Annotated in this window: 22 protein-coding genes; 14 read left to right on the forward strand and 8 right to left on the reverse strand. The window is 72.6% G+C overall.

Annotated features, from left to right (window positions below; genetic code table 11):
- Positions 1–791 (forward strand): multicopper oxidase family protein (locus tag ETD85_RS40815; RefSeq protein ID WP_138695193.1); only part of this gene is annotated, 791 nt, incomplete at its 5' end.
- 37 nt (positions 792–828) lie between these two features.
- On the opposite strand, the gene ETD85_RS40820 is transcribed toward ETD85_RS40815, so the two are convergent.
- Complete coding sequence (locus ETD85_RS40820; protein WP_138695194.1) at positions 829–1308, reverse strand: MSMEG_6728 family protein; 480 nt, start codon at positions 1306–1308, stop codon at positions 829–831.
- A 73-nt stretch (positions 1309–1381) separates the two neighbouring features.
- Here ETD85_RS40820 and ETD85_RS40825 point away from each other — a divergent pair, with 73 nt between their 5' ends.
- Entirely contained in the window at positions 1382–3676 is a 2295-nt protein-coding gene (locus tag ETD85_RS40825; protein WP_138695195.1) for a xanthine dehydrogenase family protein molybdopterin-binding subunit, read from the forward strand.
- A gap of 6 nt (positions 3677–3682) precedes the next feature.
- Here the strand turns inward: ETD85_RS40825 and ETD85_RS63630 are convergent, their stop codons facing one another.
- Entirely contained in the window at positions 3683–3853 is a 171-nt protein-coding gene (locus ETD85_RS63630) for a hypothetical protein (RefSeq protein WP_170247116.1), read from the reverse strand.
- A gap of 195 nt (positions 3854–4048) precedes the next feature.
- Between ETD85_RS63630 and ETD85_RS40830 the strand changes: the two genes are divergently transcribed.
- The 3 genes from ETD85_RS40830 (at position 4049) to ETD85_RS40840 (ending at position 7464) form a co-directional block, all read left to right on the forward strand.
- On the forward strand, positions 4049–4519 hold the full coding sequence (locus ETD85_RS40830) for an ATP-binding protein (protein WP_138695196.1): 471 nt from the start codon (positions 4049–4051) through the stop codon (positions 4517–4519).
- A 104-nt stretch (positions 4520–4623) separates the two neighbouring features.
- Positions 4624–5964, forward strand: a complete 1341-nt coding sequence (locus ETD85_RS40835; protein ID WP_138695197.1) for a right-handed parallel beta-helix repeat-containing protein — start codon at positions 4624–4626, stop codon at positions 5962–5964.
- 78 nt (positions 5965–6042) lie between these two features.
- Positions 6043–7464 carry a WGR domain-containing protein gene (locus tag ETD85_RS40840; RefSeq protein ID WP_138695198.1) on the forward strand — a complete coding sequence of 474 codons (1422 nt, stop codon included), beginning with the start codon at positions 6043–6045 and terminating at the stop codon, positions 7462–7464.
- 100 nt (positions 7465–7564) lie between these two features.
- Here ETD85_RS40840 and ETD85_RS40845 read toward each other — a convergent pair whose 3' ends face one another.
- Positions 7565–8983 carry an MFS transporter gene (locus ETD85_RS40845; RefSeq protein ID WP_138695199.1) on the reverse strand — a complete coding sequence of 473 codons (1419 nt, stop codon included), beginning with the start codon at positions 8981–8983 and terminating at the stop codon, positions 7565–7567.
- A gap of 82 nt (positions 8984–9065) precedes the next feature.
- Between ETD85_RS40845 and ETD85_RS40850 the strand changes: the two genes are divergently transcribed.
- The 6 genes from ETD85_RS40850 (at position 9066) to ETD85_RS40875 (ending at position 17747) form a co-directional block, all read left to right on the forward strand.
- Complete coding sequence (locus ETD85_RS40850; RefSeq protein ID WP_138695200.1) at positions 9066–10049, forward strand: AsnC family transcriptional regulator; 984 nt, start codon at positions 9066–9068, stop codon at positions 10047–10049.
- A gap of 77 nt (positions 10050–10126) precedes the next feature.
- Complete coding sequence (locus ETD85_RS40855) at positions 10127–11344, forward strand: alpha/beta hydrolase family protein (RefSeq protein ID WP_138695201.1); 1218 nt, start codon at positions 10127–10129, stop codon at positions 11342–11344.
- Positions 11345–11374: 30 nt separating this feature from the next.
- Positions 11375–13987, forward strand: coding sequence for a polysaccharide lyase family 8 super-sandwich domain-containing protein (locus ETD85_RS40860; protein ID WP_138695202.1), 2613 nt, complete (start codon positions 11375–11377; stop codon positions 13985–13987).
- A complete protein-coding gene (locus ETD85_RS40865) occupies positions 13962–14639 on the forward strand; it encodes an ABC transporter ATP-binding protein (protein WP_138695203.1) in 678 nt (225 codons plus the stop codon). The genes ETD85_RS40860 and ETD85_RS40865 overlap by 26 nt, the downstream gene beginning before the upstream one ends.
- Complete coding sequence (locus ETD85_RS40870) at positions 14636–16768, forward strand: ABC transporter permease (protein ID WP_138695204.1); 2133 nt, start codon at positions 14636–14638, stop codon at positions 16766–16768. Before ETD85_RS40865 ends, ETD85_RS40870 begins: the two co-directional genes overlap by 4 nt.
- 151 nt (positions 16769–16919) lie before the next feature.
- Positions 16920–17747, forward strand: a complete 828-nt coding sequence (locus ETD85_RS40875; protein ID WP_138695205.1) for a patatin-like phospholipase family protein — start codon at positions 16920–16922, stop codon at positions 17745–17747.
- A 52-nt stretch (positions 17748–17799) separates the two neighbouring features.
- Here ETD85_RS40875 and ETD85_RS40880 read toward each other — a convergent pair whose 3' ends face one another.
- Positions 17800–18666 carry an alpha/beta fold hydrolase gene (locus ETD85_RS40880; protein ID WP_138695206.1) on the reverse strand — a complete coding sequence of 289 codons (867 nt, stop codon included), beginning with the start codon at positions 18664–18666 and terminating at the stop codon, positions 17800–17802.
- 149 nt (positions 18667–18815) lie between these two features.
- Here ETD85_RS40880 and ETD85_RS40885 point away from each other — a divergent pair, with 149 nt between their 5' ends.
- On the forward strand, positions 18816–20048 hold the full coding sequence (locus tag ETD85_RS40885) for an MFS transporter (RefSeq protein ID WP_138695207.1): 1233 nt from the start codon (positions 18816–18818) through the stop codon (positions 20046–20048).
- Here ETD85_RS40885 and ETD85_RS40890 read toward each other — a convergent pair.
- From ETD85_RS40890 to ETD85_RS40900, 3 genes are read right to left on the reverse strand one after another with little or no spacing between them, the layout of a single operon-like run.
- Positions 20029–21663, reverse strand: coding sequence for a GMC oxidoreductase (locus ETD85_RS40890; protein ID WP_138695208.1), 1635 nt, complete (start codon positions 21661–21663; stop codon positions 20029–20031). The two genes, ETD85_RS40885 and ETD85_RS40890, sit on opposite strands and share 20 nt — an antisense overlap.
- Before the next feature lie 25 nt (positions 21664–21688).
- Positions 21689–22189 carry a carboxymuconolactone decarboxylase family protein gene (locus tag ETD85_RS40895; RefSeq protein WP_138695209.1) on the reverse strand — a complete coding sequence of 167 codons (501 nt, stop codon included), beginning with the start codon at positions 22187–22189 and terminating at the stop codon, positions 21689–21691.
- Positions 22186–23265: an NAD(P)H-dependent amine dehydrogenase family protein gene (locus tag ETD85_RS40900; RefSeq protein ID WP_138695210.1), complete on the reverse strand. Its 1080-nt coding sequence runs from the start codon at positions 23263–23265 to the stop codon at positions 22186–22188. The genes ETD85_RS40895 and ETD85_RS40900 overlap by 4 nt, the downstream gene beginning before the upstream one ends.
- 443 nt (positions 23266–23708) lie before the next feature.
- Between ETD85_RS40900 and ETD85_RS63640 the strand changes: the two genes are divergently transcribed.
- Both ETD85_RS63640 and ETD85_RS40905 read left to right on the forward strand, forming a co-directional pair.
- On the forward strand, positions 23709–23855 hold the full coding sequence (locus ETD85_RS63640) for a hypothetical protein (protein WP_170247117.1): 147 nt from the start codon (positions 23709–23711) through the stop codon (positions 23853–23855).
- Between the two features lie 8 nt (positions 23856–23863).
- Positions 23864–24712, forward strand: a complete 849-nt coding sequence (locus ETD85_RS40905) for a Crp/Fnr family transcriptional regulator (protein ID WP_138695211.1) — start codon at positions 23864–23866, stop codon at positions 24710–24712.
- A gap of 12 nt (positions 24713–24724) precedes the next feature.
- Here the strand turns inward: ETD85_RS40905 and ETD85_RS40910 are convergent.
- Positions 24725–25439: FAD-binding domain-containing protein (locus ETD85_RS40910; protein ID WP_276617311.1), on the reverse strand; the 715-nt coding region annotated here is incomplete at its 5' end.

Consider the following 25439-nt stretch of genomic DNA (forward strand, 5'->3'; position numbering starts at 1 on the left):
GGCCGGGGGTGCGGGAGGCGTACATGGGGGGCGTGCTCGGCGACGTGATCCTCGTGAACGGGGCGCCGTGGCCGGAGCTGCGGGTGGCCAGGGCCCGCTACCGGCTGCGGCTGTGCAACGCCTCCAACGCCCGCGTGTACGAGCTGGCGACCGGCGGCCCGATCGTGCGGATCGGCGGCGACGGCGGGCTGCTGGCCGCGCCGCGCACGGTCAGGCAGCTCCGGCTGGCCCCGGGCGAGCGGGCCGACGTGATCGTCGACTTCTCCGCCTACAAGCTGGGCGAGCAGGTCGAGCTGCGGAACCTGGCGGGGGAGGGCGCGCAGGGCAAGGTCCTGCGGTTCGCGGTGGACCGGGACGAGGCCGACGACTCGGCCGTGCCGTCGCGGCTGTCCACCGTCGAGGCGCTCGACCCCGCCAAGGCGACGGTGACGCGCGACTTCGACTTCAGCAGCGGCAGCATGCACGGAGGCGTCGGCTGGCTGATCAACGGCAGGCCGTTCGACCCCAAGCGGACGGAGGCCAGGCCGAAGCTGGGCGACATCGAGGTCTGGCGGCTGACCAGCGACGTCGCCCATCCGATCCACCTGCACCTCGACCACTTCCAGGTGCTCTCGGTCAACGGCGAGCGCCCGGACGGGCCGCCCGAGTGGAAGGACACGGTCGAGCTGCGCGACGCGCAGACCGTGGAGATCGTCACCCGGTTCACCGACTACCGGGGCCGGTACGTCCTGCACTGCCACAACCTCGAACACGAGGACATGGCCATGATGGCGGGGTTCGAGGTCGTGTGAGCCTCGCGGGAGTGCGGGCCTCGCGGGAGTGCGGGCCTCACGGGAGGCAGGCGGGCGGGCGGCCCGACCCCGGCCAGACGTAGTCCAGGTCGTCGGGCTCGTCGCCGAACACGGGCCGGTAGAAGCCGGGGTCCTTGCGCAGCAGCGCCGAGCGGTGGCTGAGGTGCAGCGCCTCGTCGCCGAGCCAGGGCGGCAGCTCGCCGGCCACGGCCAGCTCGACCTGGAGGCGTACCTTCTCCGTGCCGCAGTGGGCGGCCAGCTCGCCGGTCATGGTGGCCGCGCAGGTGTCCAGGCGGCCCGCGGCGCACCAGTGGCCGCACACCTCCAGGCCGTAGCGGACGAGGGCCTCCTCGTAGCCGGCCCACATCTTCACGACGGGGTGATGGCGCCAGCCGTACCCGGGGACGGTCAGGGCGCGCAGGACCTGCAAGGTCTCCACCCGCTGCTTGCCCAGCCGCAGCGGGTCGAGGACCGCGGCCGTGGCGGTGAAGTCCGGATACGGCAAGAACGTTTGCATCGCTACCCCCGCTGACGTGCTCTTTCCCGCGGATCGTATAGACCGGTCGGCCGGCGGCGCGCACAATCAGGTCATGGGAGACGCGTATGTCGGCAAGAGCACGCCCAGACGGGAAGACGCGAGACTGCTGACCGGCCGGAGCAGGTACGTCGCAGGCGTCCGGCTACCGGGCATGGCGTACGCGTACGTGGTGCGCAGCCCCATCGCGCACGGCCGGCTGCTCGGCTGCGACGCCAAGGCGGCCTGGGCGGTCGAGGGCGTGCTCGACGTCATCACCCCGGGGGACGCCACAGACCTGTTCCTGCCCTGCGTGAGCCTGGCGCCGGGCCAGTGCATCGCGTCCTACCGGGCGCTGGACGACGCGATCAGGTACGCGGGCCAGCCGCTGGCCGTCGTCGTCGCCCGCACGCCCGAGGCCGCCAGGGACGCCGCCGACGTCGTCGACCTGGAGCTGGAGGAGCTGCCCCCGGCGATCGGCGCCGAGCGGGCGATGCTCGACGGCGCCCCGCTGCTCTACCCCGACTGGGGCACGAACGTGCTCACCGACTTCACCCTCGGCGACGCCGACTGCGCGGCCGCGCTCGAGGGGGCCGAGCACGTGGTGGAGATGACGTTCAGGACGGCCAGGATCTCGCCGCACCCGATGGAGCCGCGCGGCGTGGTGGCCTCGTACGCCGACGACGAGCTGACCGTGCACATCTCCTCCCAGTCCCCACACCACGTGCGCGAGCACCTGGCGGACGCGTTCGGCTTCGTCCACGACCAGGTACGCGTCATCACCCGCGACGTCGGCGGCGGGTTCGGCGGCAAGGAGCACGTCTACCCGGACGAGGCGCTCGTCTGCCTGGCCTCGATCCGCCTGGGCCGCCCGGTGAGCTGGACCGAGTCGCCGGGCGACCGGCTGGTCGCCACGCTGTCCGCGCGGGCCGCCACGCACCGGGCCCGGCTGGCGCTCGACGGCGACGGGCGGTTCGTGGCGATGTACGTGGACGTGATCGGCGATCTCGGCGCCCACCCGTCCAACACCGGCGCGGCGACGCTGGCGGTGACGGCCACGCTGGTGCCCGGCCCCTACCGGTTCGACCGGGCCGCGGTCCGCGTGCGCGGAATCGTCACCAACACCACGCCGATCGGCTCCTACCGCGGCTTCGGCCAGCCCGAGGGCACGCTGACCAGGGAGCGGCTGATCGACGAGGCGGCGCGCAGGCTCGGGATCGACCGGATCGAGCTGCGGCTGCGCAACATGCTGCGGCCAGACGAGCTGCCGTACACGACGCGGGTCTACCAGCACTACGACTCGGGCGACTACCCGCTCGCCCTGCGCACCCTGCGCGATCTGGTCACCCCCGTCCAGACCGACGACGGGCGCAGGCGCGGCGTCGGCTACTCCTGCCACGTGGAGACCACGGGGCTGGGGCCGTCGATGGAGATGAAGGACGCGGGCATGCTGGCGGGCGGCTACGAGACCGCGGTCCTGCGCATGGAGCCGGACGCGTCCGTGGTCGTGTCGGCCGGGGTGTCGGGGATCGGCCAGGGCATCGAGACGGCGCTGGCGCAGCTCGCGGCCGACCGGGTGGGGGTGCCCATCGAGCGGGTGCGGGTGGTGCTGGGCGACACGGCGGCGACCCCGTACTCGTCGCTGGGGTCGATCGCGAGCCGCTCGCTGGCGGTCGGCGGCGGGGCGCTCATCGAGGCCGCCGCCCGGCTGCGCGACAAGCTGGTGGCCATCGCGGCGCACCGGCTGGAGGCCGCGCCCGCCGACCTGGAGCTCGCCGAGGGGGTGGTGCGGGTGAAGGGCGACCCGCGGGCGTCGGTGCCGCTGCGGGAGCTGGCCACCTCGGCGTGGCGGGGCTGGGACCTGCCGGACGGCGTCACGCCCGGCCTGGAGGAGCGGGTCAGCTACGATCCGGCCGGCTACACCTTCGCGTACGGGGCGCACGCCGCCGCCGTGGCCGTCGATCCGGAGACCGGGGCGGTGGAGGTCGAGGGCTACTGGGTGGTCAACGACGCCGGGGTGCTGGTCAACCCGGCCGTGGTGACGGGGCAGATCCAGGGCGGCGTGGCCCAGAGCATCGGCATGGCGCTCACCGAGGAGATCGTCTACACCGATGACGGCCAGCCGATCACCGACTACTTCCCGCCGACCGCACGGGAGGTGCCGGACATCAAGGTCGTGATGCTCCAGACGCCTTCGCCGCACACTCCGGGTGGCATGAAGGGGGTTGGAGAGGCCGGTACGATCGGCCCGCCTGCGGCCATCGCCAACGCGGTCGCCGCCGCTCTGCCGGAGATCTCGGAGCGGATCACGGACGTTCCGCTGACCCCGTCCGCTCTGTGGTCTCTGCTGCAGACGAGACCCTCCGGGTGAAACCGGTCAGATGAGGTCTTTCAGCTCCTTGCCCGATTCGGAGAGCGCCTGCTCCAGGGCCTTCCGTCCGGCGGGTTTCGGCTCGTCCGGAACCGGCGCCGGCTGAGCCGGTCTCCTCACGGTCCCGGCGCTCGGCGTGGTGTCGGTCTTGGGCGTGTTCTCGTCAGTACTGCTCATGGCTGTGTCCGTACCCGGACGATCCCGGTAGTTTCGAGCGGCGCAGAAAAGAATGGCAATTTCTCGCCGAAGATTCGACCCGAATGGCGTCCTCGTGCGTACACGTTTGGACAGCCGTGTACGTCAGCCCATAGGGAGTCTCTCTTGTTGAGCGAAACGCGTATTCGCTGCCCCTCCGCCCAGGAAAGGGAAGCCATGACCAGGCTGCGATCAGCTCGCCGGAGCCGGATGCAGTACGTGTGGCCGCTGCGCGAGGACGTACGGACGGTCGGTCACGCCCGCGCCATCATTCGCGATGAATTGTCGGCGCTGGCCCTTTCCGAAGAGCTCGTTGACGACGCCGTGCTCATGGTGAGCGAATTGATCACCAATGCCCTCATGTACGGCGACGGCCCTTACGAACTCGTTCTCCACGTAGACGCCAAAGAGATCATGTGCGTGGTGGTGGACAGCAGCCCGCTCCTGCCGGAGCCGTCGCCTGACGACGTGCGCTCCGAGCACGGCCGCGGGTTGCGGATCATCGCCCGGCTGTCCGACGGGTTCTACGGCTGCCATCCCCAGCGTTACGTCACCCATCCCGACCTCGTCGGGAAGGCCACCTGGTTCGCGATCCCGCGCAGTGGCTCCGGGGGCGGGAACGTGGTCCCGATCAGGGCCGGCAGCTGAGTCATGAAAAGTCAGGATTTCCGACTAGAAGGGAGTTAATGTAGCAGCCGCAAGCCGGGGATGATCTTCGTCACGTGACGGGACCCGGCCGTTCTGGAGGCTGAATGTCAGGCTGGAACCTGCGAATCGGCACGGCGGCGTCGGCGCTCGCGCTCGCCGCCACCCCCCTTCTCGCCACGGGCACCGCGGAAGCGGCCGCCGCCGTTTACTACGTGGACTCCGTCAACGGCAGCGACTCGGCCGCCGGCACCTCGGAGGCCACCGCGTGGAAGACCCTCACCAAGGCTTCCGCGGCGCCTTTGGTGGCGGGCTCGAAGTTGTTACTGCGCCGTGGCAGCGCATGGCAGGGGCAGCAACTCGTGATCAGCAAATCGGGCACCGCCGCGGCCCCGATCGTCGTGGATTCCTACGGCACGAGCACCGCCAGGCCGATCGTCGCCGGGCACACCGAGGCGTGCGTGAGCCTGACGGGCTCGCACATCGAGCTCTACAACCTGCAGGTCGGACGGGCGCAGGACGTCGGGCGCTGTGAATGGGCCGGGATCAAGGTGACGGGCAACGACAACGTCATCGAGCGCAACTACATCACCGGCGCCGCGGCCGGGGTCTACATCGCGCCCAAGGCCACCTACACCGCGGTGACGGCCAACGACTTCGTGGACAACAACCACATGAGCAAGCTCACCGAGGACGACCCGAACGACGACTCGGGCGCGTTCGCGATCCTCGTCCAGGGCGACGACTCCAACATCAGCTGGAACGAGATCCGCGGCTCGATCGCGTTCAGCTACGACTACGGCATGGACGGCGCGGCCGTGGAGATCTTCCTCGGCTCGCGCAACCACGTCCATCACAACATCGCGGTGGACAACGACACCTTCACCGAGCTCGGCACCAGCAAGGAGACCAACGAGGACGGGACGCCGGTCGACCCCGACGGCACCTCGGGCAACCTCTTCGAGTACAACGTGATCACCGGCCCCGAGACGCGCACGGCCATGGTGACGCGCGGACCGCAGGAGCCCGGTGAGGACCCCGACCCGAACGGCCCCGTGCTGGCCACCACCTTCCGCAACAACAGCGTGCGCCTGACCAACGCCGAGTCCCAGGGCGTCGTCTGCGACGCGGGCTGCACCAACGCCCACCTGTCGATGTCGCAGAACATCGTCCAGGCCGTGGTCAAGACCGCCTACGGCCCGAACGTCACCGACAGCCACCACAACGTGTTCTTCACCGACGGGCAGCACCAGATGGGCGGCTCGAACAACGTCGAGGCCGACCCGCTGTTCAACCTCACGAACACGGCCAACCCCCTGAGCCTGCGCGCGGGCAGCCCGGCCATCGACCTCGGCATCACGAAGTTCAGCGACGACGACGTGACCGGGCGGGCGATCGACGGCAGTGACGGCGCGGTCGACGCGGGGGCCTACGAGTACGACAAGTAAAGCCCCGGCTTTTGTCGCCGCCGTGCTCTAGTCTCCCGACCAATTGATCAGGCCCGGCAAATCAGGAGACGCACGGACATGACCTACCTCGAGTTGTCTGAGGACGGCGGCGGAGCGCACAAGTTCTACGAGGTGATCGTGGCGGGCACGCAGGTCACGATCACCTACGGGCGCATCGGGGAGGCCGGTCAGACCAAGGTCTCCGGCTTCCCCACCGAGGCCAAGGCCCAGGCGGCCGCCGCGAAGAAGCTCGGCGAGAAGGTCCGCAAGGGCTACGCCCCGGCCGTCCGCGGGGTGCGCCAGCGCCGGGCCGTCACCCGCCGGGCCATCGCCAGCAGCCGCTCGACCGCCAAGCAGGCGCCCGTCCTGTGGCGCTTCGACAGCGGCGACTCCGCCTTCGGCATCTTCGTGGACCAGGAGCGCTGCTGGGTCGGCAACCAGCGCGGCGACGTCTACACCGTCACCCACTCCGGCACCGTGACCGGGCGCTTCCGGCTGCCCGACGGCGTCAAGTGCATCGTGGCCGACGACTTCTGGATCTACGCGGGCTGCGACGACGGCCGCGTGTACGACCTGAGCGGGAAGGTGCCGCGGGCCGCGTACGAGATCGCCGCCGACGTCGACATCTACTGGCTGGACATCCACGACGGCGTGCTCGGCGTCTCCGACCGGGCCGGCCGGGTCACCACGATCGACTACGAGGACGAGTTCCAGTGGGCCCGCCCCGGCACCGGCAACTCCGCCTGGATGGTCAGGTGCGACGAGGACGCCGTCTACCACGGCCACTCGCGCGGCGTCGCCCGCTACGACGCCGCCGACGGCCGGGTGGTCTGGGAGAGCTCGGTGGCCGACCAGGTGCTGTTCGGCTGGCAGGAGGAGCACTCCGTCTACGCCGGCACCGCCCGCCGCACCGTGCACCGCCTGGCCAAGAGCGACGGCCGCGTCGAGGCCGTCTACCAGTGCGACGGCGCCGTCTACTCCTGCGCCACCTCGCCGGGCGGCCGGCACGTCTTCGCCGGCGACAACCACTCCTCGGTCTACTGCTTCGACGCCTCGGGCGAGCGGCTGTGGAAGCTCGGCACCGGCTGCGGGTCGGCCTTCTCCATGCAGTTCCTCGACGACCGCCTCTACATCGTCACCACCGACGGCTCGCTGGCCTGCATCGACGCCAGCGAGGCGGCCATCGCCGCGGCCCGCGCGGGCACCGTGCCGCAGCCGCTCGACGTCAAGGCGGCGGCGTCGCTGGAAGTGGTCGAGCCCTCGGTCGTCGTCGAGACGGTCTCGGCCGGCGCGGACGCGGGCGACGGCGTCATCGTCGAATGCGTCGCGGAGGGCGAGCGGCTGCGGGTCCGCGTGGTCAGCCCCGGCTACGAGTCGTGGAACGTGCAGTTCCCCAAGGACATCAGGGAGGCGGGCGCGCGCTACGTCGTGGAGGGCCTGCGCTCGGCCGGGCGCGGCGGCTTCTACCGGGCGTACGGGGAGATCAGGCGCATGGTCTGACGGCTTGGACGAGCGGGGGTCGAGCACCGGCACGAGGAGTGGACCGGTGGCCACGGCCCCTGCTGGTGCCGGGTCCACCTGGTCGCCGGGCTCGCCGGGCTCACCCGCGGGCCTCCGCCCGGGTGACCGGCTCCCGGGCGGCGGCGGGCTGCCGGGTGACCGGGCGGACGGCCGCCAGGACCAGCAGGCCCGCGACCAGGCCGGTGACCGCACTGGCCCGGTAGACGTCGTTCAGCGCCGCGTACGGAGCCAGGTCCGCCTGGTACAGGATGCCGAGCACGGCGACGCCGAGCGCGTACCCGAGCTGCCTGACCGTGTTCACGGTGCCCGCCGCCATGCCCGCGCGCTGCGGCGGGGCGTAGGCCATCGCGGCGGAGCTGAGCGACGGGATGGCCAGTCCCACGCCCACGCCCGTCACGACCAGGCCGGGGGCCAGCGCCGTCCAGGTGGAGTGCGCGCCGAGCAGGCCCTGAAGGAGCGCGCCCGCGGCGATCAGCAGCAGCCCGCCGCCGAGCGCCACCCTCGGCGACAGCCGGGGGAACAGCCGGGAGCCGGCGACCGAGACGAGCAGTGACGTGGCGGCCATCGGCGACAGCGCCAGCCCCGTCATCACGGGCCCGAGCCCGAGGTCCTGCTGGAGCCAGAGCGAGGTGAAGGCCAGGCAGGCGAACGCGGCGGGCATGAGCAGCGCCGCCCCCACCATGATCCCGCTGAACGACCGTCCGGCGAACATCCTCAGGTCCAGCATCGGCTGCTCGCTGCGCGTCTCGGCGAGCACGAAGGCCACGGCGGAGACGGCCGCCCCGGCCAGCGGCAGCAGCGTCCGCGCCGACGTCCAGCCGTGCTGCCCCGCCTCGATGAGCCCGTACGTGAGCGCGCCCGCCGCCACCGTGAACGTGATCATGCCGGCCCAGTCGAGCCTGGACCCGCCGGGCAGGCGCGACTCCTTGACCGTGCGCATGGTGAGCCAGGCCGCGACCAGGCTGATAGGCAGGTTCACCAGGAAGATGGCCCGCCAGTGCAGGTGCTCGGTGAGCAGGCCGCCGAGCACGGGCGCGATGGCCGCCGCGGCGCCGTTGACGCCGCCCCACACGCCGAACGCGATCCCGCGCTGCCTGCCGTGGTAGGTGGCGCTGATGAGCGCGAGCGTGGTGGCCATCATGGCGGCCCCGCCCGCCCCCTGCAGCACGCGGGCGGCCAGCAGCAGGCCGCCGGATGGCGCCAGCCCGCAGGCGAGTGAGGCCAGGGCGAACACGGCCAGCGCCGCCAGATAGACCCGGCGCCGTCCCGCGTGGTCGGCGTAGGACCCGGCGGCGAGCAGCAGGGCGGCCAGCGCCAGCGCGTAGCCGTCCAGCAGCCACTGCGTGCCGGAGAAGGAGAGATGGAGATCGGCGGTGATGCCGGGGAGCGCCACCATGACGATGGTGACGTCCACGAGCAGCATGAAGGCGCCCAGGCAGGCGGCCACCAGCGGTGACCAGGGAGCAGGCCCGGTCCCGGACGCTTGGGTGTGTGTCATGCCGACCACCGTCGCGGCTGCCTGCCGGTATTCGCCAGCATTTCGCGACTTCCTGGCGCTTTTCCGTGTGCGTTAGCGTGTGATGGTGGAAATCATCGAGCTGGACGACGTCGACCGCGGGCTGCTGCACGCGTTGCAGGTGGACGGGCGGGCCTCGTTCAGCCGGATCGGCGAGGTGCTCGGCGTGTCCGACCAGCGGGTGGCGCGCCGCTACCGGCGCCTTCGCTCCACCGGCATGGTCAGGGTCGTCGGGGTCGTGGACGGGCGGCGGCTCGGCTACGAGTCGTGGTCGATCAGGCTGCGCTGCACCCCCGACGCGGCGGTCTCGATCGCCGAGGCGCTGGGGCGGCGCTCCGACACGTTCTGGGTGCACCTGCTGTCCGGGGGCACCGAGATCTCGTGCGGCACGCTCCAGCGCACGGCCAAGGAGCGCGAGTCGCTGCTCCTCGGCAAGCTGGCGCGGACCAACCGCGTGCTGGCGGTCTCGGCGCACAGGACGCTGCACACGTTCGTCGGCGGGCGGGTCGGCTGGACCGGGCTGGCCGTGCTCTCGCCGGAGCAGCAGGCGCACCTCGCGGCGGGCCGGGCCCACGTCCAGGCGGACGAGGGCGAGCGGCTGGAGCTCAGCCCGGGCGACGAGGCCATGCTGGAGGCGCTGTCGCGGGACGGCCGGACGGGCTACGCCGACCTGGCGGCGGTGACCGGCTGGTCGGAGTCGACGGTCAGGCGCCGGATGGACCAGCTCTGCGCGGCCGGGGCGCTGTTCTTCGACATGGACGTGCTGCCCACGCTGCTGGACTACCGTACGGAGGCGCAGCTGTGGATGTCGGTCCCGCCGGCCGAGCTCGGCGCGACGGGGCGGGCGCTCGTCCAGCACCCCGAGGTCGCGTTCGCGGGCGTGACGACGGGCCCGTCCAACCTGACGGCCAGCATCGTGTGCCGCGACGACACGGCGTTCTACCGCTACCTGACCGACAGCCTGGGCGCGCTGCCGGCCATCAGGCACATCGAGACCGCGCCGATCATCAGGACCATCAAGCGGGCGGGGGCCATGCTGTTCGGCTGAGGTAGGGCAGGCACTACGGCGAGGTGGGTGGCGCGCAGGCTGGGGCCCGGTCGCCGGAGTTCGTAGCGTCTTGAGCCATGAGAACTCCCATGAGGACCCGGGTGCTCGCCCTGGCCTGCGCCGGGTTCGTGCTGGCCACGGCGACCGCCCCGGCGGCGCTGGCCGCGACGGCGGCGCCGGCCGCCCACACGGTGACGATCGGCGACAGGGGCTCGATCGTCTCCGCCGACCTGCTGGCCCGCTTCTCGGCCGAGCAGATCAAGGACTACTTCAGCGACTCGCCGATCGCCGCGCCCGCCCGGCCGCAGGGCGCCGACCTGTACGCCGTCGTCTACCGCACCGTCGCCGTGGACGGCACTCCGACCACGGCGAGCGGCGTGGTCGCGCTGCCGCAGCGCTCCAGGAAGGGGTTATGGACGGTCGTCTACGAGCACGGCACCATGGCCACCAAGGCCGAGGCCCCATCGGTGGCCGAGGGCGAGGGGCGGGCGGTGCCGCTGCTGTTCGCCGCCGCGGGGTTCGCCGGGGTGGCGCCCGACTATCTGGGGCTGGGCACGGGGCCGGGGTTCCACCCGTACATGGACGCGGCCAGCGAGGCCACGGCCTCCGCCGACCTGCTGCGCGCGGCGCGCGAGCTGGCCGGGCGCCAGGGGCGGTCGCTCAGCGGCGACGTGCTGGTCACCGGGTTCTCGCAGGGCGGCCACGCGGCCATGGCGCTGAGCAGGACGCTGCGGGACGACCCCGTCATGCGCCTGCGCGGGGCGGCGCCGATCGCGGGGCCGTACGACGTCAAGGACGCCGAGCTGCCGGCCCTGCTCGACGGCCGGCTCGACCCGTACAGCGCGACCTTCTACCTCGCGTATTGGACGGTCTCGATGAACCGTCTGCACCACCTCTACGACTCGCCGTCCGAGGTGTTCCAGGACCCGGGCGTGGAGCGGCTGTTCGACGGGGGCCACAGCTTCGACGAGATCGTGGCCGGGCTGCCCGCCTCGCCGCGCGACCTGGTCACCGCCGCCTACCTGGAGCGCATCGCGAAGCCGTCGGGGACGCTGCTGCGGGCGCTCGAGGCCAACGACGCGACCTGCGCGGGCTGGCGGCCGGGCGTGCGGGTCAAGCTGTTCGCCGCGCGCGGTGACCGGGACGTGGCGTTCGCCAACTCCGAGAGCTGCCTGCGGGACCTGCGGGCGAGCGGGGTCAAGGCGTCGCTGACCGACCTGGGGGACGTCGATCACCGGGCCTCGGCCTTCCGCGCGCTGCCCCGGGTGCTCGACTGGTTCAGCGGCCTTCGCTGAGATCATCCCGGTTCACGTGATAATCGAGGCGTGCACCGGCCATCGAGGCGAGCGTTCCTGCGGCTCGGCGGCGTGTCCGCGGCCGGGGCACTGGGGGCGGTGTTCCCCGCGGAGGTCGCGTACATGCCGGATGACTCGTTCATCCGATTACGCCGCCGCTGGCTGGAGGTGATCGCGGGGCCCGGTCACGAACTCGGGGCGGGGCCGTACCGGGACCGGCTGGCGGAGCTGGGCCGGGCGGCCGCCCGGTATCAGGGCACCATGGCGCCTGCCCGCACTTCGCTCTGGCCGGACCAGGCGTTCCCCTCGTTCGCGGCCACGCCGCGGCGGCTGCGGACCATGGCGCACGCGTACGCGCTGGAGGGCACGGGGCTGACCGGCGACGCGAGCCTGGCCGCGGCCGTCGCCACCGGGGTGGACCACTACCGGCGGCACGTGTACGCGGCCGGCGCCGAGCCGGCCGGCAACTGGTGGCACTGGGAGATCGGCGTGCCCAAGGCGCTGCTCGAAGCCGCCGTGCTGATCGGACCCCACCTCAGCGAGCGGCGGAGCGCGGACCTGCGCGCCGCGGTGGGCCACTTCGTGCCGGAGCGCCGCTTCTCCGACTACAGCGGCACCAGCACCGGCGCCAACCGCGTGGACCTGTGCGTGGTGCTGCTGCTGCGCGCCATGCTCGGGTCCGACCACGGGAGGGCCGCGCTGGCCGCCTCGGCGCTGTCCCCGGTGTTCCGCCTGGTCTCCGACGGCGACGGCTTCTACCGGGACGGGTCGTTCATCCAGCACACGCACGTCCCCTACCAGGGGGCCTACGGGGTGACGCTGCTGTCGGGGCTGGCCACGCTGTTCGCGGTGCTGCGCGGCTCGCCGTGGGAGGTCGTGGACCAGAACGTCTTCGACATGGTGGAGCGGTCGTTCGCGCCGTTCGTCCGCGACGGCGCGGCCATGGACCTGGTGCGCGGAAGGGGGGTCGCCAGGAGGCCGTTCGGCGACCACGAGCGGGGCAGGGAGATCGCCGCCGCGATCCTGCTGCTGGGGGAGAGCGCCTCGGCCGCGGAGCGGGCTCGCTGGCAGGCCCTGGTCAAGGGGTGGGCGGTGCGGAGCACGTACCGGCCGATGACGGCGCAGGCCGAGCCGGCCTTCCGCGCGCGCCTGGCGGCGGTGCTCGCCGACGACGCCGTCCCCGCCGCGCCCGAGCCGGCCGGGCACCGGCTGCTGCCGATGAGCGCCAGGGCCGTGCACCGCAGGCCGGGCTGGTGCGCGGCGCTCAGCATGGCCTCGTACCGGATCGGCCACTACGAGCACGGCAACGGCGAGAACCTGCGCGGCTGGCACACCGGCTCGGGAATGCTCTACTGGTGGGCCGGCAGGCACGGCGACCACTACTCGGACTCGTTCTGGACCACCGTGGACCCCTACCGCCTGCCCGGCACGACCGTCTCGACGCGGCGGCTGCCCGACGGCGCGGGCGAGGGGTGGGGCGACACCTGCCCGCCCGGCCGGTGGGTCGGCGGCGCCACCGACGGCACGTACGCCATCGCCGGCCAGCACCTGAACGGCCTGGAGAGCACGATGGAGGCGTTCAAGTCGTGGGTCTTCCTGGACGACGCGGTCGTCTGCCTCGGCGCGGGCATCACCGGCGAGGACGGCGCGCCCGTCGAGACCGTCGTGGACAACCGCAGGACCGGCGCCGCCCTGGCCACCGGAGCGGGCTGGGCGCACCTCGACGGCCACGGCGGCTACGTGCTGCGGGACGGCGGGCTCCTGCGCACGTCGCGCGAGCGGCGCACCGGCGGCGGCACGGCCCGCGACTACGTGACCCTCTGGCTCGACCACGGCCTAGACCCCCGGGCGGCGGGTTACGCCTACCTGCTGCTGCCCGGCGCGAGCCAGGCGGAGACCCGGGCCAGGGCCGCCGACGCCGGATGGGCTGCTGGACGGCGACGCGCTGCTGAGCGGCTCGACGCTCAGGTTCGGCCGCCTGGCCGATCAGGAGGGCGCGTCGAGGACCGTCACCGTACGGCTACGTTGACCTGTTTCTGTCTACACGGCCTTCTGTCTACACGGCGGGTATACCCGCTGTGTATAGTCGGCCGCATGACGGTGTCGTACACGCTGCTGGGGCTCCTGGAAGAGGCCGATCGCCACGGCTATGACCTGAAACAGGCCTACGACCGCCGCTTCGGTGCGGCCAAGCCGATCCGGTTCGGCCAGGTCTACCGGACGCTGGCCCAGCTGGTCCGCGACGGCCTGGTGGAGATCCTGGGCGTGGAGCCGGGCGCGGGCCCCGATCGCAAGCGGTACGCCATCACCCCGGAGGGAGTGACCGACTTGGACCGCTGGCTCGCCGAACCGGAGGACCCGCAGCCCCAGCTCCAGACCGTGCTGTTCACCAAGGTGACCCTGGCGCTGATGTCCGGCCGGCCCGCCGCGGAGTTCCTCGACGCGCAGCGGACCCGGCACCTGGACGCGATGCGCACCCTGACCGTCGCGCGGCGCGAGGCGGTGTCGGCGCAGGACGCCCTGCTGGCCGACTACCAGCTCTTCCACGTCGAGGCGGACCTGCGCTGGATCGACCACGCGGCGGGCCGGCTGCCCGCCCTGGCTGAGGAGGCCGGTGATGACCACCGTCTTAGCGGCTCGTGAGCTGCGCAAGAGTTTCGGCCGTACCCAGGCGCTGAGAGGCGCGGACCTCTCGGTCGGCGACGGCGAGATCCTGGCCGTCATGGGCCCGAGCGGGTCGGGCAAGTCCACGCTGCTCCACTGCCTGGGCGGCGTGCTGCGGCCGGACTCCGGCGAGGTGACCTTCGGCGAGATCAGGATCGACCGGCTCGCCGACCGCGAGCGCAGCCGGCTGCGGCGCACCAGCTTCGGGTTCGTCTTCCAGTTCGGCCAGCTCGTCCCCGAGCTGCCGGTGGTGGAGAACATCGCGCTGCCGCTGCTGCTCGAAGGGCGCAACCGCCGCTCCGCGCTCGCCGAGGCCGCGGACTGGGCGTCCAGGCTGGGGCTGGACGGCCTGTGGGACCGGCTGCCCGTGGAGCTGTCCGGCGGGCAGGCGCAGCTGGCGGCGATCGGGCGCGCGCTGGCCGCCCGTCCCCGGGTGGTCTTCGCCGACGAGCCGACCGGCGCGCTCGACTCCGTCGCGGCCGACCAGGTGATGGAGCTGCTCGCCGACACCGTGCGGGGCGAGGACGCCTGCATGGTGATCGTGACCCACGAGCCGAGGGTGGCCGCCTACGCCGACCGCACGGCGATCGTCCGTGACGGGCGCGTCGTCCAGCCGGTGCGTGCCCGGTGAACACCGTCCTGCTCGGCCTGCGGCTGGCCGTCGCCGGTGGGCGCGAGAGCTTGGCCAGGCTGGTGCTGACCGCGTTCGGCGTCGGCGTGGGGGTCACGCTGCTGCTGCTCTGCCTGGCCGGGCAGTCCGCGCTGCAGGGGCGGGCGGACAGGTCGGTGTGGCGGGACACCACGCCGGCGACCCCGGCCACCGCGCCGGACCCGATGCTGTGGCTCGCGGTCAGCGACCACTACGCGGGCGAGCCCCTGCACCGGGTGCACGTCGCGGCGCTCGGGCCGCGTCCGCCCGTGCCGCCGGGTCTCGGCAGGCTCCCGGCGGCCGGGGAGTCGGCCGTCTCGCCGGCGCTGCGGCGGCTGATCGAGGCCATGCCGCGTGATCAGCTCGGGGACCGGTTCCCCGGCCGGATCACCGCGACGATCGGCCCCGCCGCGCTGGCCTACCCCGATCAGCTCGTGGCCGTCGTCGGCCACTCGCCGGAGCAGCTGCGCGAGCTGACGGGGGCGCAGGAGGTCCGCGGGATCCAGACGGGCGAGCCGGGCGACTACGCCTACACCGTGATGGCGCGCATCCTCCTCGCGATGTCCACGGCGCTGCTGCTCGTCCCCGTCGTCGTCTACATCGTCGTGGTCACCAGGATCGCCGCCGTCCTCCGCGAGCAGCGGTTCGCGGTGATGCGGCTGTCGGGGGCCACGTGGGCGCAGACGGCCGCGATGGCCGCCATCGAGACCGGGATCGGGGCCCTCGCGGGCACGGTGCTCGGCTTCCTCGGCTACACCGCGGCCCGGCCCCTGGCCGCCGCGCACCTCACCCACGGCGGGGCGCTCTTCTACGGCTCCGATCTCGCCGTGCCGCCCGCGTATCTGGCGCTGTCGCTGGCCGGGGTCCCGCTGCTGGCCGTCGCCACCGCCGTCAGCTCGCTGCTCGGGATCCGGATCACCCCGCTGGGCATCGGCGGGCGCGGTGCCCGGCGGCGGCCGCCCGCGGCCTGGCGGGTGCTCCCGCTCGCGATCGGCGTCGCCGGTCTCGCCGCCGCCGCGGCCTTCCCCGGCGCGCTGGCCCGCGCCTGGGGGAGCGAGCCCGAGCTGCCGTACGTGGCCTTCCTGGCGTGCACGCTCGTGGGCGCCGTGGTGGCCGGGCCATGGGCCTGCCTGGTGACCGCCAGGGCGCTGGCGCGCTTCAGCCGCCGCACGAGCACGCTGATGGCGGCCCGGCGCGTCGCCGCGGATCCGCGCCGGGCGTTCAGGGCGGTCAGCGGGGTGGTGCTGGCGGTGTTCGTGGCCACGTTCGTGGCCGGGCTGCTGCGCACGGCGGGCGGCCCGCCGGGCGCGGACTTCTACGGCGGGCTGCGGCCGGGCGTGGTCGAGGTCTTCGTGGGGCAGCAGCCAATCGGCAGGCTGGCGCCGCTCGTGACGCCGGGGACCGTGACGATCCACGTGCACGGGTACGGCATCGGCGTCGTCTCCTGCGCCGAGCTGTCCAGGGTCGTCGTCGCGTCCTGCCCGCTGCCGGCGTCGGTCCTGGTCCGGGGGATGGGGACGAACGCCACGATCGGGGTGATGTCCGGCGAGTTCACGGAGTCCGTCCCCGGCGCCGATCGCCTGATGGTGCGGGCGATCTACATCCCGACCGACGGCACCGTCGCGGCGGAGGAGCGCGTCCGCACCCGGGCCGCGCTGCTGCTGCCCCGCGCGATCCTGAACACCCAGCGCGACACCGTCCTCCAGGAGTCGCGGTTGCAGGCCGAGCTGAGCACGTACGCGGGGCTCGCGACGTGGTTCGTGGTCCTGGTGGCCGGGTGCAGCCTGACGGCCGGGGTCGTGGCCGGGCTGATCGAGCGGCGGCGGCCGTTCGCGCTGCTGCGGGCCTCCGGCGTGCGCCTGGGCGAGCTGCGCCGGGTCGTGCTGCTGGAGTCGGCGCTGCCGATGCTGCTCAGCGTCCTGATGGGGGCGGTGCTCGGCGCGGGCGGCTCGTACGTGGTGACGGTGGTCGGCGGGGACGTCTGGGCGCCGCCCGCGCCGGGCTTCGCCGCCGGTCTGGCCGCCGGGGTGCTGGTCGCGCTGGCCATCACGATGGCCGCCCTGCCGCTGATGAACGTCTCGACCCGGTACGACGCGGTCCGCTTCGAGTGAACGCGGGCTCCGCGCGGAGGCCGGCTGCGTGCGGAGGCCGGCTGCGTGGGGAAGCTGGCTGCGTGGGGAAGCCGGGCTTCGCGTGAGCGGCGGAAGAGAAGCGGGGATGCCGGCGTTCCGGCAGAAGTCGGTAACGAGCGTGAGGGGCCGGATGAGCGACATCAAGCGGGCACTGGTGCTGGGCGGCGGCGGGGTCGCCGGGATCGCGTGGGAGACGGGCGTGCTGGCCGCGCTCGCCGACGGCGGCGTGGACGTCACCGCCGCCGACCGGATCATCGGGACGTCGGCGGGCTCGGCCGTCGCCGCGCAGGTCACCAGCGGGCTCCCGCTCCCCGAGCTGCTGGAGCGGCAGACCGATCCGGCCCGCCAGACGCCCGAGCTGGCCAGTGGCGTGCCGATGGAGCAGCTGTGGGCCACCTACCAGCGCATCTACGAGAGCACGCCCGACCCGGCAGAGCAGCGGCGTGAGATCGGGGCGATGGCGCTGAGCGCGGCCACGGTCGGCGAGGCCGAGCGGCGCGCGGTGATCGAGGCCCGGCTGCCCGTCCACCGCTGGCCCGAGCGCGACCTGGTGATCGTGGCGGTGGAGGCGCGCACCGGCGAGCCCCGGCTGTTCACGGCGGACTCCGGTGCCGGGCTGGTCGACGTCGTGGCGGCCAGTTGCGCGGTGCCCGGGGTGTGGCCGTGCGTGAGCATCGACGGGGTCCGGTACATGGACGGCGGCATGCGTACGATCACCAACGCCGACCTCGCGGCCGGGGCGGACCGCGTGGTCGTGCTGGCCCCGATGCCCGACCTGGCCGAGGAGCCGGCGTGGAAGGGGCTCGCGGGCAAGGTCGAGGTGATCGAGCCCGATGCGGCCTCGGCGGCGGCGTTCGGCACGGACCCGCTCGCCCCCGAGGTGCGCACGCCCAGCGCCGAGGCCGGCTACGCCCAGGGCCGCGCGCTCGCGGCCCGGGTCGCGGCGATGTGGTCCTGATCGCGGCGGGTCACCCCTCCAGGAGCGTCTTTCCACAGGACCGCCCGGGGGGTCACCCCTCCAGGAGCACCTTCCGCAGGACCTCGCCGAACTCCTCCGGGTGCCCGATGAACCCGCCGTGGTCGCCGGGGAACTCCACCGGCTCCGCGCCGAGCAACCCGGCCAGCGCCACGGACGTCCGGTACGTGACCAGGGAGCCGGAGCCGGAGCCGGCGCCGACGCCCACCAGGACGCGCGCGGGGCCGGCCCGCAACGCGGCCACGTCCGGCAGGTAAGAGGTCGTGCCCCGCAACTCGTGGACGAAGAACCGGGCGCCGTCCGCAAGGGCCTGATCCGACGGCGCACCGGCGGGCTCACGGGCGGGCTCACCGGCGGGCTCACGGGCGGGTTCGCTGGGCGGGCCGCCGGGAGCGCCCTCGCCGCCGTCCTCGAACCCGGCGTGCGCCATGAACTTCGCGAACGCCGCCCCCACCCCATCGCGGTGGAACGTGGCGATCAGGTCGTCGACTGCGGCCCGCTGCTCGGCCGCGTCGGGGAGCAGCTCCAGGCAGGGCGGCTCGTGCGCGACCAGCGTACGCACCCGCCCGGGATGGCGGGCGACCAGCGCGAGCCCGGTCACCGCGCCGCCGCTGCTGCCGAACACGTCGGCCGTCTCGGCGCCCAGCGCGTCCAGGAGCGCGGCGAGGTCGTCCGCCCGCAGCTCGGGGGTGGAGTCCTGCTCGGGATCGTCGAGCACGCTGCCCGAGATGCCCCTCGGATCGTGCGTGACCACGGTGTGGTCGCGCGCCATCGCGTCGGCGAGCGGCGCGAAGTCCGCCGCCCCCATCGGGGATCCCGTGACCAGGAGCAGCGGCCCCGAGCCGCGAACCTCGTAGCGCAGGCGCGCGCCCGGGACGTCGAGAGTGCGAGTGGTCGTCATCGGCCGGCCGTCCTTCTCCTTAGTCAGCCGTCGTCCCGCGGTCGCGGGCGACGCGGGTATGACTTCGCCCGGCGGCGGAACTCATCGCCGCACCCGCGAGCAGCGGGCGTTTGCCGGGAAAAGCGGTGCCTGCGGCACAATGCTGTCGAGTGAGCTCCCCCCATCCGAACGCCCGGGAGCAGGCGGACTTCCGCCGGCTGTGGGCGGGATCGGTCGTCAGCCAGCTCGGGTCGGCCGTGGGCATGGTGGCCCTGCCGATCGTCGCCGTCATCGTCATCGGGGCCTCCGCGTTCCAGGTCGCGCTGCTGGCCGCGCTCACCGCGATCACCACCGCGCTGCTGGCCTTCCCGATGGGCCGGCACGTCGAGTTCAGGCGCAAGCGGCCCGTGATGATCGTCACCGACCTCGTCAGGTTCGCCGCCCTGGCCGGTGTCCCGGTCGCCGCGGTCCTCGGGGCGCTGACCTTCACCCACCTGTGCGTGGTCGCCGTCGTGAACGCCACGTGCCTGATCGCGTTCACCGCCGCGTCGCAGGCGCACCTCAAGGCGCTGGTCTCCGCCGAGCGCCTGATCGAGGCCAACAGCCGCCTGGAGTCGACGCGCTGGCTCACCATCACGGTCGGGCCCTCCGCGGCGGGAGCGCTCATCGGCCTGCTCAGCGCTGTGGGCGCCCTGCTCGTGGACGCCGTGTCCTTCCTGTTCAGCGCGCTGGCGATCAGGACCCTGCGCACCCCGGAGCCGGACCCGCCGGTGCGCGACGCGGGCGCGTCGCGGCGGGCGGAGCTGTTCGCCGGCTGGCGGTTCGCCTCGGGGCATCCGACCCTGCGCCGGATCCTGATCTCCTGGGTGACCTTCGTGGGGGGCAACGCGCTGGCGTCGTCGGTGAGCGCCGTGTTCTACCTGCGCGACCTGCACTTCGAGACCTGGCAGTACGGCCTGCTGATGGGCGTGCCCTCGCTGGGCGGCTTCATCGGCGCCCGGCTCGCGCCCCGGCTGGTGGCCAGGCTGGGCGCCGTCTCCGCCCTGTGGGGGGCCAGCATGCTGCGCGGCCCGTGGTACTTCCTGATCCCGGCCGCCGCGCCCGGCACCGCCGGGCTGCTGATGTGCGGCATCGGGTTCGGCATGGTGCTGCTGTTCGCGGGCGCGGCGAACTCCACCATGGTGAGCTACCGCCAGCTGGAGACGCCGGACGAGCTGATGGCCCGGGTGGCCACGCTGTGGTCGTTCGCCACCACGGCCACCCAGCCGCTGTTCATCCTCCTGGGTGGCCTGGTGGCGACCTGGGCCGATGCCCGTACCGCGCTCTTCGCCGCGGCCGGCCTCATGTGCGTCGCCGCGCTGCTGCTGCCGCGCAGGGGCGGCGTCACAGGTCGGTGGCGATGATCCGCTCGATGTTCCGCTCGGCCAGCGCCGTGATGGTGACGAACGGGTTGACGGTGGTGTTGCCGGGGATCAGCGAGCCGTCGATGACGTACAGGCCGGGGTAGGCGGTGAGGCGGCCGTAGTTGTCGGTGGCCTTGTTCAGCACCGCTCCGCCGAGCGGGTGGTAGGTGAGATGGTCGCCCCAGATCTTGTAGATGCCGAAGAGGTCGGTCCGGTAGATCGTCCCCTCCTTGGCGTTGATCTTGTCGAAGATCGACTTGGCCATGTCGATGGACGGCTGCTTCCAGGCGGCCTGCCAGCTCAGATCCACCTTGCCCGCCGCCGCGTTCCAGGTGAACTGGGCGCGGTTCGGGTTCCTGGTGATGGACAGGTAGAACGAGGCGAAGGTCTCGATGCCCGTGGGCAGCGGCGCGACCTCGGCGAACGCGCCGCCGGCGGCCCAGTTGTCGATGCCGCAGCAGGGGATGGAGGACTGGAGGCTGCCGGTCGGGTCCCACAGGTGGTTCGCGCGGCCGCACATGACGTTGCCGTTGTCGCCCCAGCCCTTGCCGATCTCGCCGTTCAGTGCGGGCAGCGCGCCGGTCGCCTTCAGCTTGACCAGCAGCTTGCTGGTGCCGACGCTGCCCGCGGCGAAGAACACCCGGTCCGCCGTGACGGTCTTGGTTGCCGTGGTGTCGCCGTTGGTGGCGAGCTGCTCGATGACGACCGTGTACCGGCCGCCGGCCGCCGGGGCGACCGACGTGACCCGGTGCAGGGCCGAGACGGTGACCCGGCCGGTGGCCGCGGCCTGGGCCAGGTACGTCTTCTGCAGCGACTTCTTGCCGTGGTTGTTGCCGTAGAGGATCTCACCGGCCAGCGCGGACTTGGTGACGGTGCCGGCCGCCTCCTGCTTCATGTAGTCCCAGTCGTACACGTCGGGCACGAAGACGAACGGGAAGCCGGAGCGCTGGGCGTGCTTGCGCCCGACCCTGGCGTACTGGTAACAGGCGGTGGTCTCGAACCAGGCCGGGTCTATGGTGCCGACCCCGAGCCCGGCGTTGGCCCGCGGGTAGTAGGTGGCGTACATCTCGTCGGCGTTCACCGACGGGAGGACGGCCCCGAAGTTCTCGCGCTTGGGCGTGACCGCCATGCCGCCGTTGACCAGCGAGCCGCCGCCGACGCCGCGGCCCTGGTAGACCGTGATGCCGGCGAACTCCTCCGCGTCGAGTATCCCGGTGTAGCGGGGGATGTCCCGGTCGATCGGGAAGCCGAGGAAGTAGTTGAGCGGTGCTTTGGTCCTGGTGCGCAGCCAGTACGACCGGTAGTCGGGCTCCCGCGTGTTGCAGAAGATCTTGCCGTCCGAGCCGGGGGTGTCCCAGGCCATGCCCATCTCGACCATGTGCACGTTGACGCCGGCCTGGGCGAGGCGCAGCGCGGCGACGGCGCCGCCGTACCCGGTGCCGATCACCAGCGCGGCGACGTGGGCACCGTCGGCGATCGGCGGGGCGGACGCGGCGGCCGCTGCTGCGGCGCGGCCGCTGAGGGCCGCGATCCCCAGGAGAGAGCCGGTTCCGGCGATGAACCCGCGGCGTGTGACGCCCCAGGATCCCTGACCGGCTGAGGTGTTGTCGCTCACAAGACCCTCCTCGCTTTCGACGCGGCTATCGCCTGACGGAGGGCGATCGGCCGCTGGGCAGCCTGCAAACGGTGTCGAGGCCCAGCACGTGGTTGAGCCGGCCGAAGGCCAGCCAGGAGCCGATGCTCATGCTCAGCTCGACGATCTCGAGCTGGCTGTAGCAGGCGGTCATCCGCGTCCAGAAGTCCTCGTCGAGTCCGTGGTGGTCCAGGGCGTAGCGTTCGGCGTACTCGGCGGCCAGGCGGGTGCGCTCGTCGAAGGCGTCCGTGGTGCGCCACTGCTCCACCGCGCCGGCGAACTCCTCCTCGACCTGCTCCCCGTCGCGTTCGGTCCGCCAGTCGAGGCAGAAGGCGCACCCGTTGATCTGCGCGATCCGCAGCCTGGCGGCCTCGAACTCGCGCAGCCCGAGCGTCGTGTGGGCGTAGACCGCCATGGAGAACTTCGAGGCGGCGATCCCGATGCCGGGGACCATCTCGCCCCACACGTACTCGATGGCGTCCTTGCCCTCGGGGATGTCGATCTTCACGGGCGTTTCCTTCCGAGCCTGCCGGTCGCGGGGCGGAGCGGGACGTCGAGCGCGTCGTAGAGCCCGGGCTTGGCGTCCGCGAGCCAGTCGATGGCGCCGACCAGGCGGCCGACGGCGGTGGCGTTACCGCCGGCCGAGCGGTTCCCGTCCTCGTCGGTGGCCTCGACCGTGACCTCGATGCGCGGCCGGCCCTCGATGATCACCCGGTGCGCGCCGACCCCGTCGGGCGGGACCGGCCAGTCCGGCGCGCAGGACGGGTGGATGCGGGTGACGTGCTCGATCACGATGCGCGGCTCGCCCTCGACGATGCCCTGCACCTCGAACCGCACCGCGCCCTGGGTGCCGGCCTCGAACTCGCCCATCGTCCGGGTGGTCACCGTGGACTCCAGCGGGCGCCGGTCCAGGGTCTCGCGGATCTCGTCGAGCTCGACGCCGAGGGCCCTGGCCATCAGGCGTACCTGGCCGCCCCACACCATCGTCGGGACGGTCGGCGCGATCATCGGCGGCTCGTAGTCCATGGGCTGGCCCATGCCGACCAGGTACCGCACGGCGTCGGGCTGGTCGTAGGTGGAGTAGTCGAAGATCTCCTGGCAGCGGACCACGTCCACGGTGGTGCCGAGCCCGCTGATCAGCAGGGGCAGCACGTCGTTGCCCCAGCCGGGGTCGACGCCGGAGACGAACAGCGAGCCGCCGCCCTCCTCGATGGCCGCCAGCACCGGCTCCCGCAGCTCGGGCGGGGCGTTGCGCTGGTCGTAGAGCGCGTACAGCGAGGGGGTGACGACCACCGCGCCGGCCCTGATCGCCCTGACGATGTCGGCGAGGGCCTCGTCGGGGCGGATGTCGCCGGAGGCGGCGTACACCACCGCCCGCGGGCGGGCGGCGAGCACCGCGTCGATGTCGCCGGTCGCGGCCACGCCCAGCGCGCGGCCGAGCCCGCCCAGGTCGCCCGCGTCGCGGCCGATCTTCTCCGGATCGTGTACGAGCACCGCCGCGAGCCGCAGCTCCGGGTGGGCCTCGACGGCTCGGATGGCCGCTCGCCCGATGTTGCCCGTGCCCCAGACAACCGTGGTCATCATGGGCGGAGCGTAGCAAGCGCTTGGTTAAGTGTATAGGGCTGATCGTGAGGGGAGGCGGGGCCACTGGCTACCACCCCTGCGCCCCGCCTCCCGGCAGCTGACAGCCCGCGTGCTCGGCAAAGAGGCAAGAGACGTCAGCGCGCATCGAACCCTACTACGGGCCGGAGGAAAATCCTTATGCGAAGGTAGAGATCTGTCCCGCTCTGGGGGAATTATCTCTTCGGCAATTCCGCCTGGCTGCGGAATTCATCTGCGCTGTCGCAGGTCGAGTCCGGAAATGCCGGGGAAATAACCAAACTCTCTGCGCAGACTGGCTCGAACCATACGTAAGCCTCTAAGGTCATCCCTGTGCGGGCTCCTACCGGCCCTGAGAAACATCGGCAAAGAGGCGAGACAAGCAGGCGACAATGCGAAATACATTCAGCTTTTCCGCGGAGGAGTTGGTGGCGATCGCCATCATTTTCCTGATCGGCCTGGCCGCCGTCAGGATCGCTTACACGGTGCCCAAGACCCAGGTGCGCCCGCTGCTGGCGGTCGCCCTGGCGGTCGGCTCCTTCTTCGTCATGCTCTACGTCCTGCGCGGCTCCTAGCAGGCACGATGACCTTCCCCTTGCCTCCGCGCCGGGCCGGCCAGCTCAACTTCTGGAGCCGGCTCTCCGACGTCGAACGCCGGGCGCTCATGCGCATGGGCACCGAACGGCCCGTTTTCACCGGCGACACCCTGATCGCTCCCTGCGGGCCGAGCATGACCATTCTTCTGGCCGGCTGCTGGGTACGCCTGCAAGCGGGAAGCGTGCCTACCAGTCGCTGTGTCATCGACATGGCCGCGCCCGGCGACCTGGTCAACGCCCTGTGCGCGACCACGCCCGAGAGCCCGCAATGGCTGGGGCAGATGGCGGAGATATTCGGAGTGGTGCTCACAAAAGGAAAGGTGCTCGAAATCTCCGGCGGCGTCGTCCAGATAGTCCTCGGCGACCTGCCGAACATCCTCAATCTCATCGAGCACCTGCAGAACGACCAGCTGCATTTCACCCGGCAAATGCACGCCTCCAGCCGGCTCGACGTCGGCACCCGCCTGGCCCGCCTGCTGCTCAACCTGCTCTACCGGTTCGGGGAGCGTCCCGTCGCGGGCCGCAACCTCCTCGCGCCCCCGCTCTCCCAGGCGGACCTGGCCGCCTGGGTCGGCGCGAGCGAGACGTCGGTCGGGCGCGTGCTCCGGGGCTGGCGCGCCGACGGGCTGATCCACGTCGGCTACTCGTCCCTGGCGATCCTCGATCCCAAGGCCATCCGGGACCTCGCGAACTCGCCCGACATGCCGTTCGCGAGGTTCCCCGCGACCAGGGACCGCCGGCGGGCGGGCGGCCTGCCGGGCGCGGCCGACGGCGCCGCGCGGCCCAGGGTGGCGGCGGGCCTCGACCTCGACGCCGACCTCCCCCCGGGCCTCTGACCCCCGCTGCGCCTACTCGTCGGTGCCGTCCAGCCGCGCCGGGTATCCGGCGGGCAGGGACGGCAGCCGCCACGGCTCGTGGATCCTCGCGCCAGGGACATCGGCCAGCTCCGGCACGTACCGGCGGACGTAGTCGCCCGCCGGGTCGTAGCGCCTGGCCTGGCGCAGCGGGTTGAAGCCGCGGTTGGGCCGGGTGTCGTTGCCGGTCCCCGCCACCCACTGCCAGTTGCCCGAGTTGTTGGCCACGTCCCCGTCCAGCAGGTGCTCGAAGAAGTGCCGCGCGCCGTCCCGCCAGTCGATGCCGAGCCGTCTGACCAGGTACGCCGCCACGATCAGGCGGGCCCGGTTGTGCATCCAGCCCTCGGCGAGAAGCTGGCGCATCCCCGCGTCCACGATGGGCAGCCCCGTCATGCCCGACTGCCAGGCCCGCAGCGCGTCCCGGTCGTGCCGCCAGCGGCGTTCCCCGTGGCGGTAGTTCTCGCTGTTGATGCGCGGGAACGCGTACGTCACCTGGTGGTGGAAGTCCCGCCAGCACAGCTGGCGGACGAAGTCCTCGCCGCGCTCGGCGCGGCAGGCCAGCTCCAGCGGCGACACACAACCGAAGCGCAGGTACGGACTGAGCCGCGAGGTACGGTCGCCCGCCAGGTCGTCGTGCCCGTCGGCGTAGCCGTTCAGCCCCTCCCGCAGCCACCGCTCGGCGCGCTCGCGCCCCGCCGACTCCCCGCCC

Source organism: Nonomuraea zeae (genome assembly GCF_005889725.1).
Taxonomy (GTDB): Bacteria; Actinomycetota; Actinomycetes; order Streptosporangiales; family Streptosporangiaceae; genus Nonomuraea; species Nonomuraea zeae.

Bases quoted from the DNA above. Each gene is read 5' to 3' on its own strand.
- ETD85_RS40900 (WP_138695210.1), bottom strand. From the start codon at position 23,265: ATGATGACCACGGTTGTCTGGGGCACGGGCAACATCGGGCGAGCGGCC.
- ETD85_RS40835 (WP_138695197.1), top strand. From the start codon at position 4,624: ATGTCAGGCTGGAACCTGCGAATCGGCACGGCGGCGTCGGCGCTCGCG.
- ETD85_RS40845 (WP_138695199.1), bottom strand. From the start codon at position 8,983: ATGACACACACCCAAGCGTCCGGGACCGGGCCTGCTCCCTGGTCACCG.
- ETD85_RS40880 (WP_138695206.1), bottom strand. From the start codon at position 18,666: ATGACGACCACTCGCACTCTCGACGTCCCGGGCGCGCGCCTGCGCTAC.
- ETD85_RS40905 (WP_138695211.1), top strand. From the start codon at position 23,864: ATGACCTTCCCCTTGCCTCCGCGCCGGGCCGGCCAGCTCAACTTCTGG.
- ETD85_RS40855 (WP_138695201.1), top strand. From the start codon at position 10,127: ATGAGAACTCCCATGAGGACCCGGGTGCTCGCCCTGGCCTGCGCCGGG.
- ETD85_RS40820 (WP_138695194.1), bottom strand. From the start codon at position 1,308: ATGCAAACGTTCTTGCCGTATCCGGACTTCACCGCCACGGCCGCGGTC.
- ETD85_RS63630 (WP_170247116.1), bottom strand. From the start codon at position 3,853: ATGAGCAGTACTGACGAGAACACGCCCAAGACCGACACCACGCCGAGC.
- ETD85_RS40830 (WP_138695196.1), top strand. From the start codon at position 4,049: ATGACCAGGCTGCGATCAGCTCGCCGGAGCCGGATGCAGTACGTGTGG.
- ETD85_RS40850 (WP_138695200.1), top strand. From the start codon at position 9,066: ATGGTGGAAATCATCGAGCTGGACGACGTCGACCGCGGGCTGCTGCAC.
- ETD85_RS40840 (WP_138695198.1), top strand. From the start codon at position 6,043: ATGACCTACCTCGAGTTGTCTGAGGACGGCGGCGGAGCGCACAAGTTC.
- ETD85_RS40875 (WP_138695205.1), top strand. From the start codon at position 16,920: ATGAGCGACATCAAGCGGGCACTGGTGCTGGGCGGCGGCGGGGTCGCC.
- ETD85_RS40865 (WP_138695203.1), top strand. From the start codon at position 13,962: ATGACCACCGTCTTAGCGGCTCGTGAGCTGCGCAAGAGTTTCGGCCGT.
- ETD85_RS40825 (WP_138695195.1), top strand. From the start codon at position 1,382: ATGGGAGACGCGTATGTCGGCAAGAGCACGCCCAGACGGGAAGACGCG.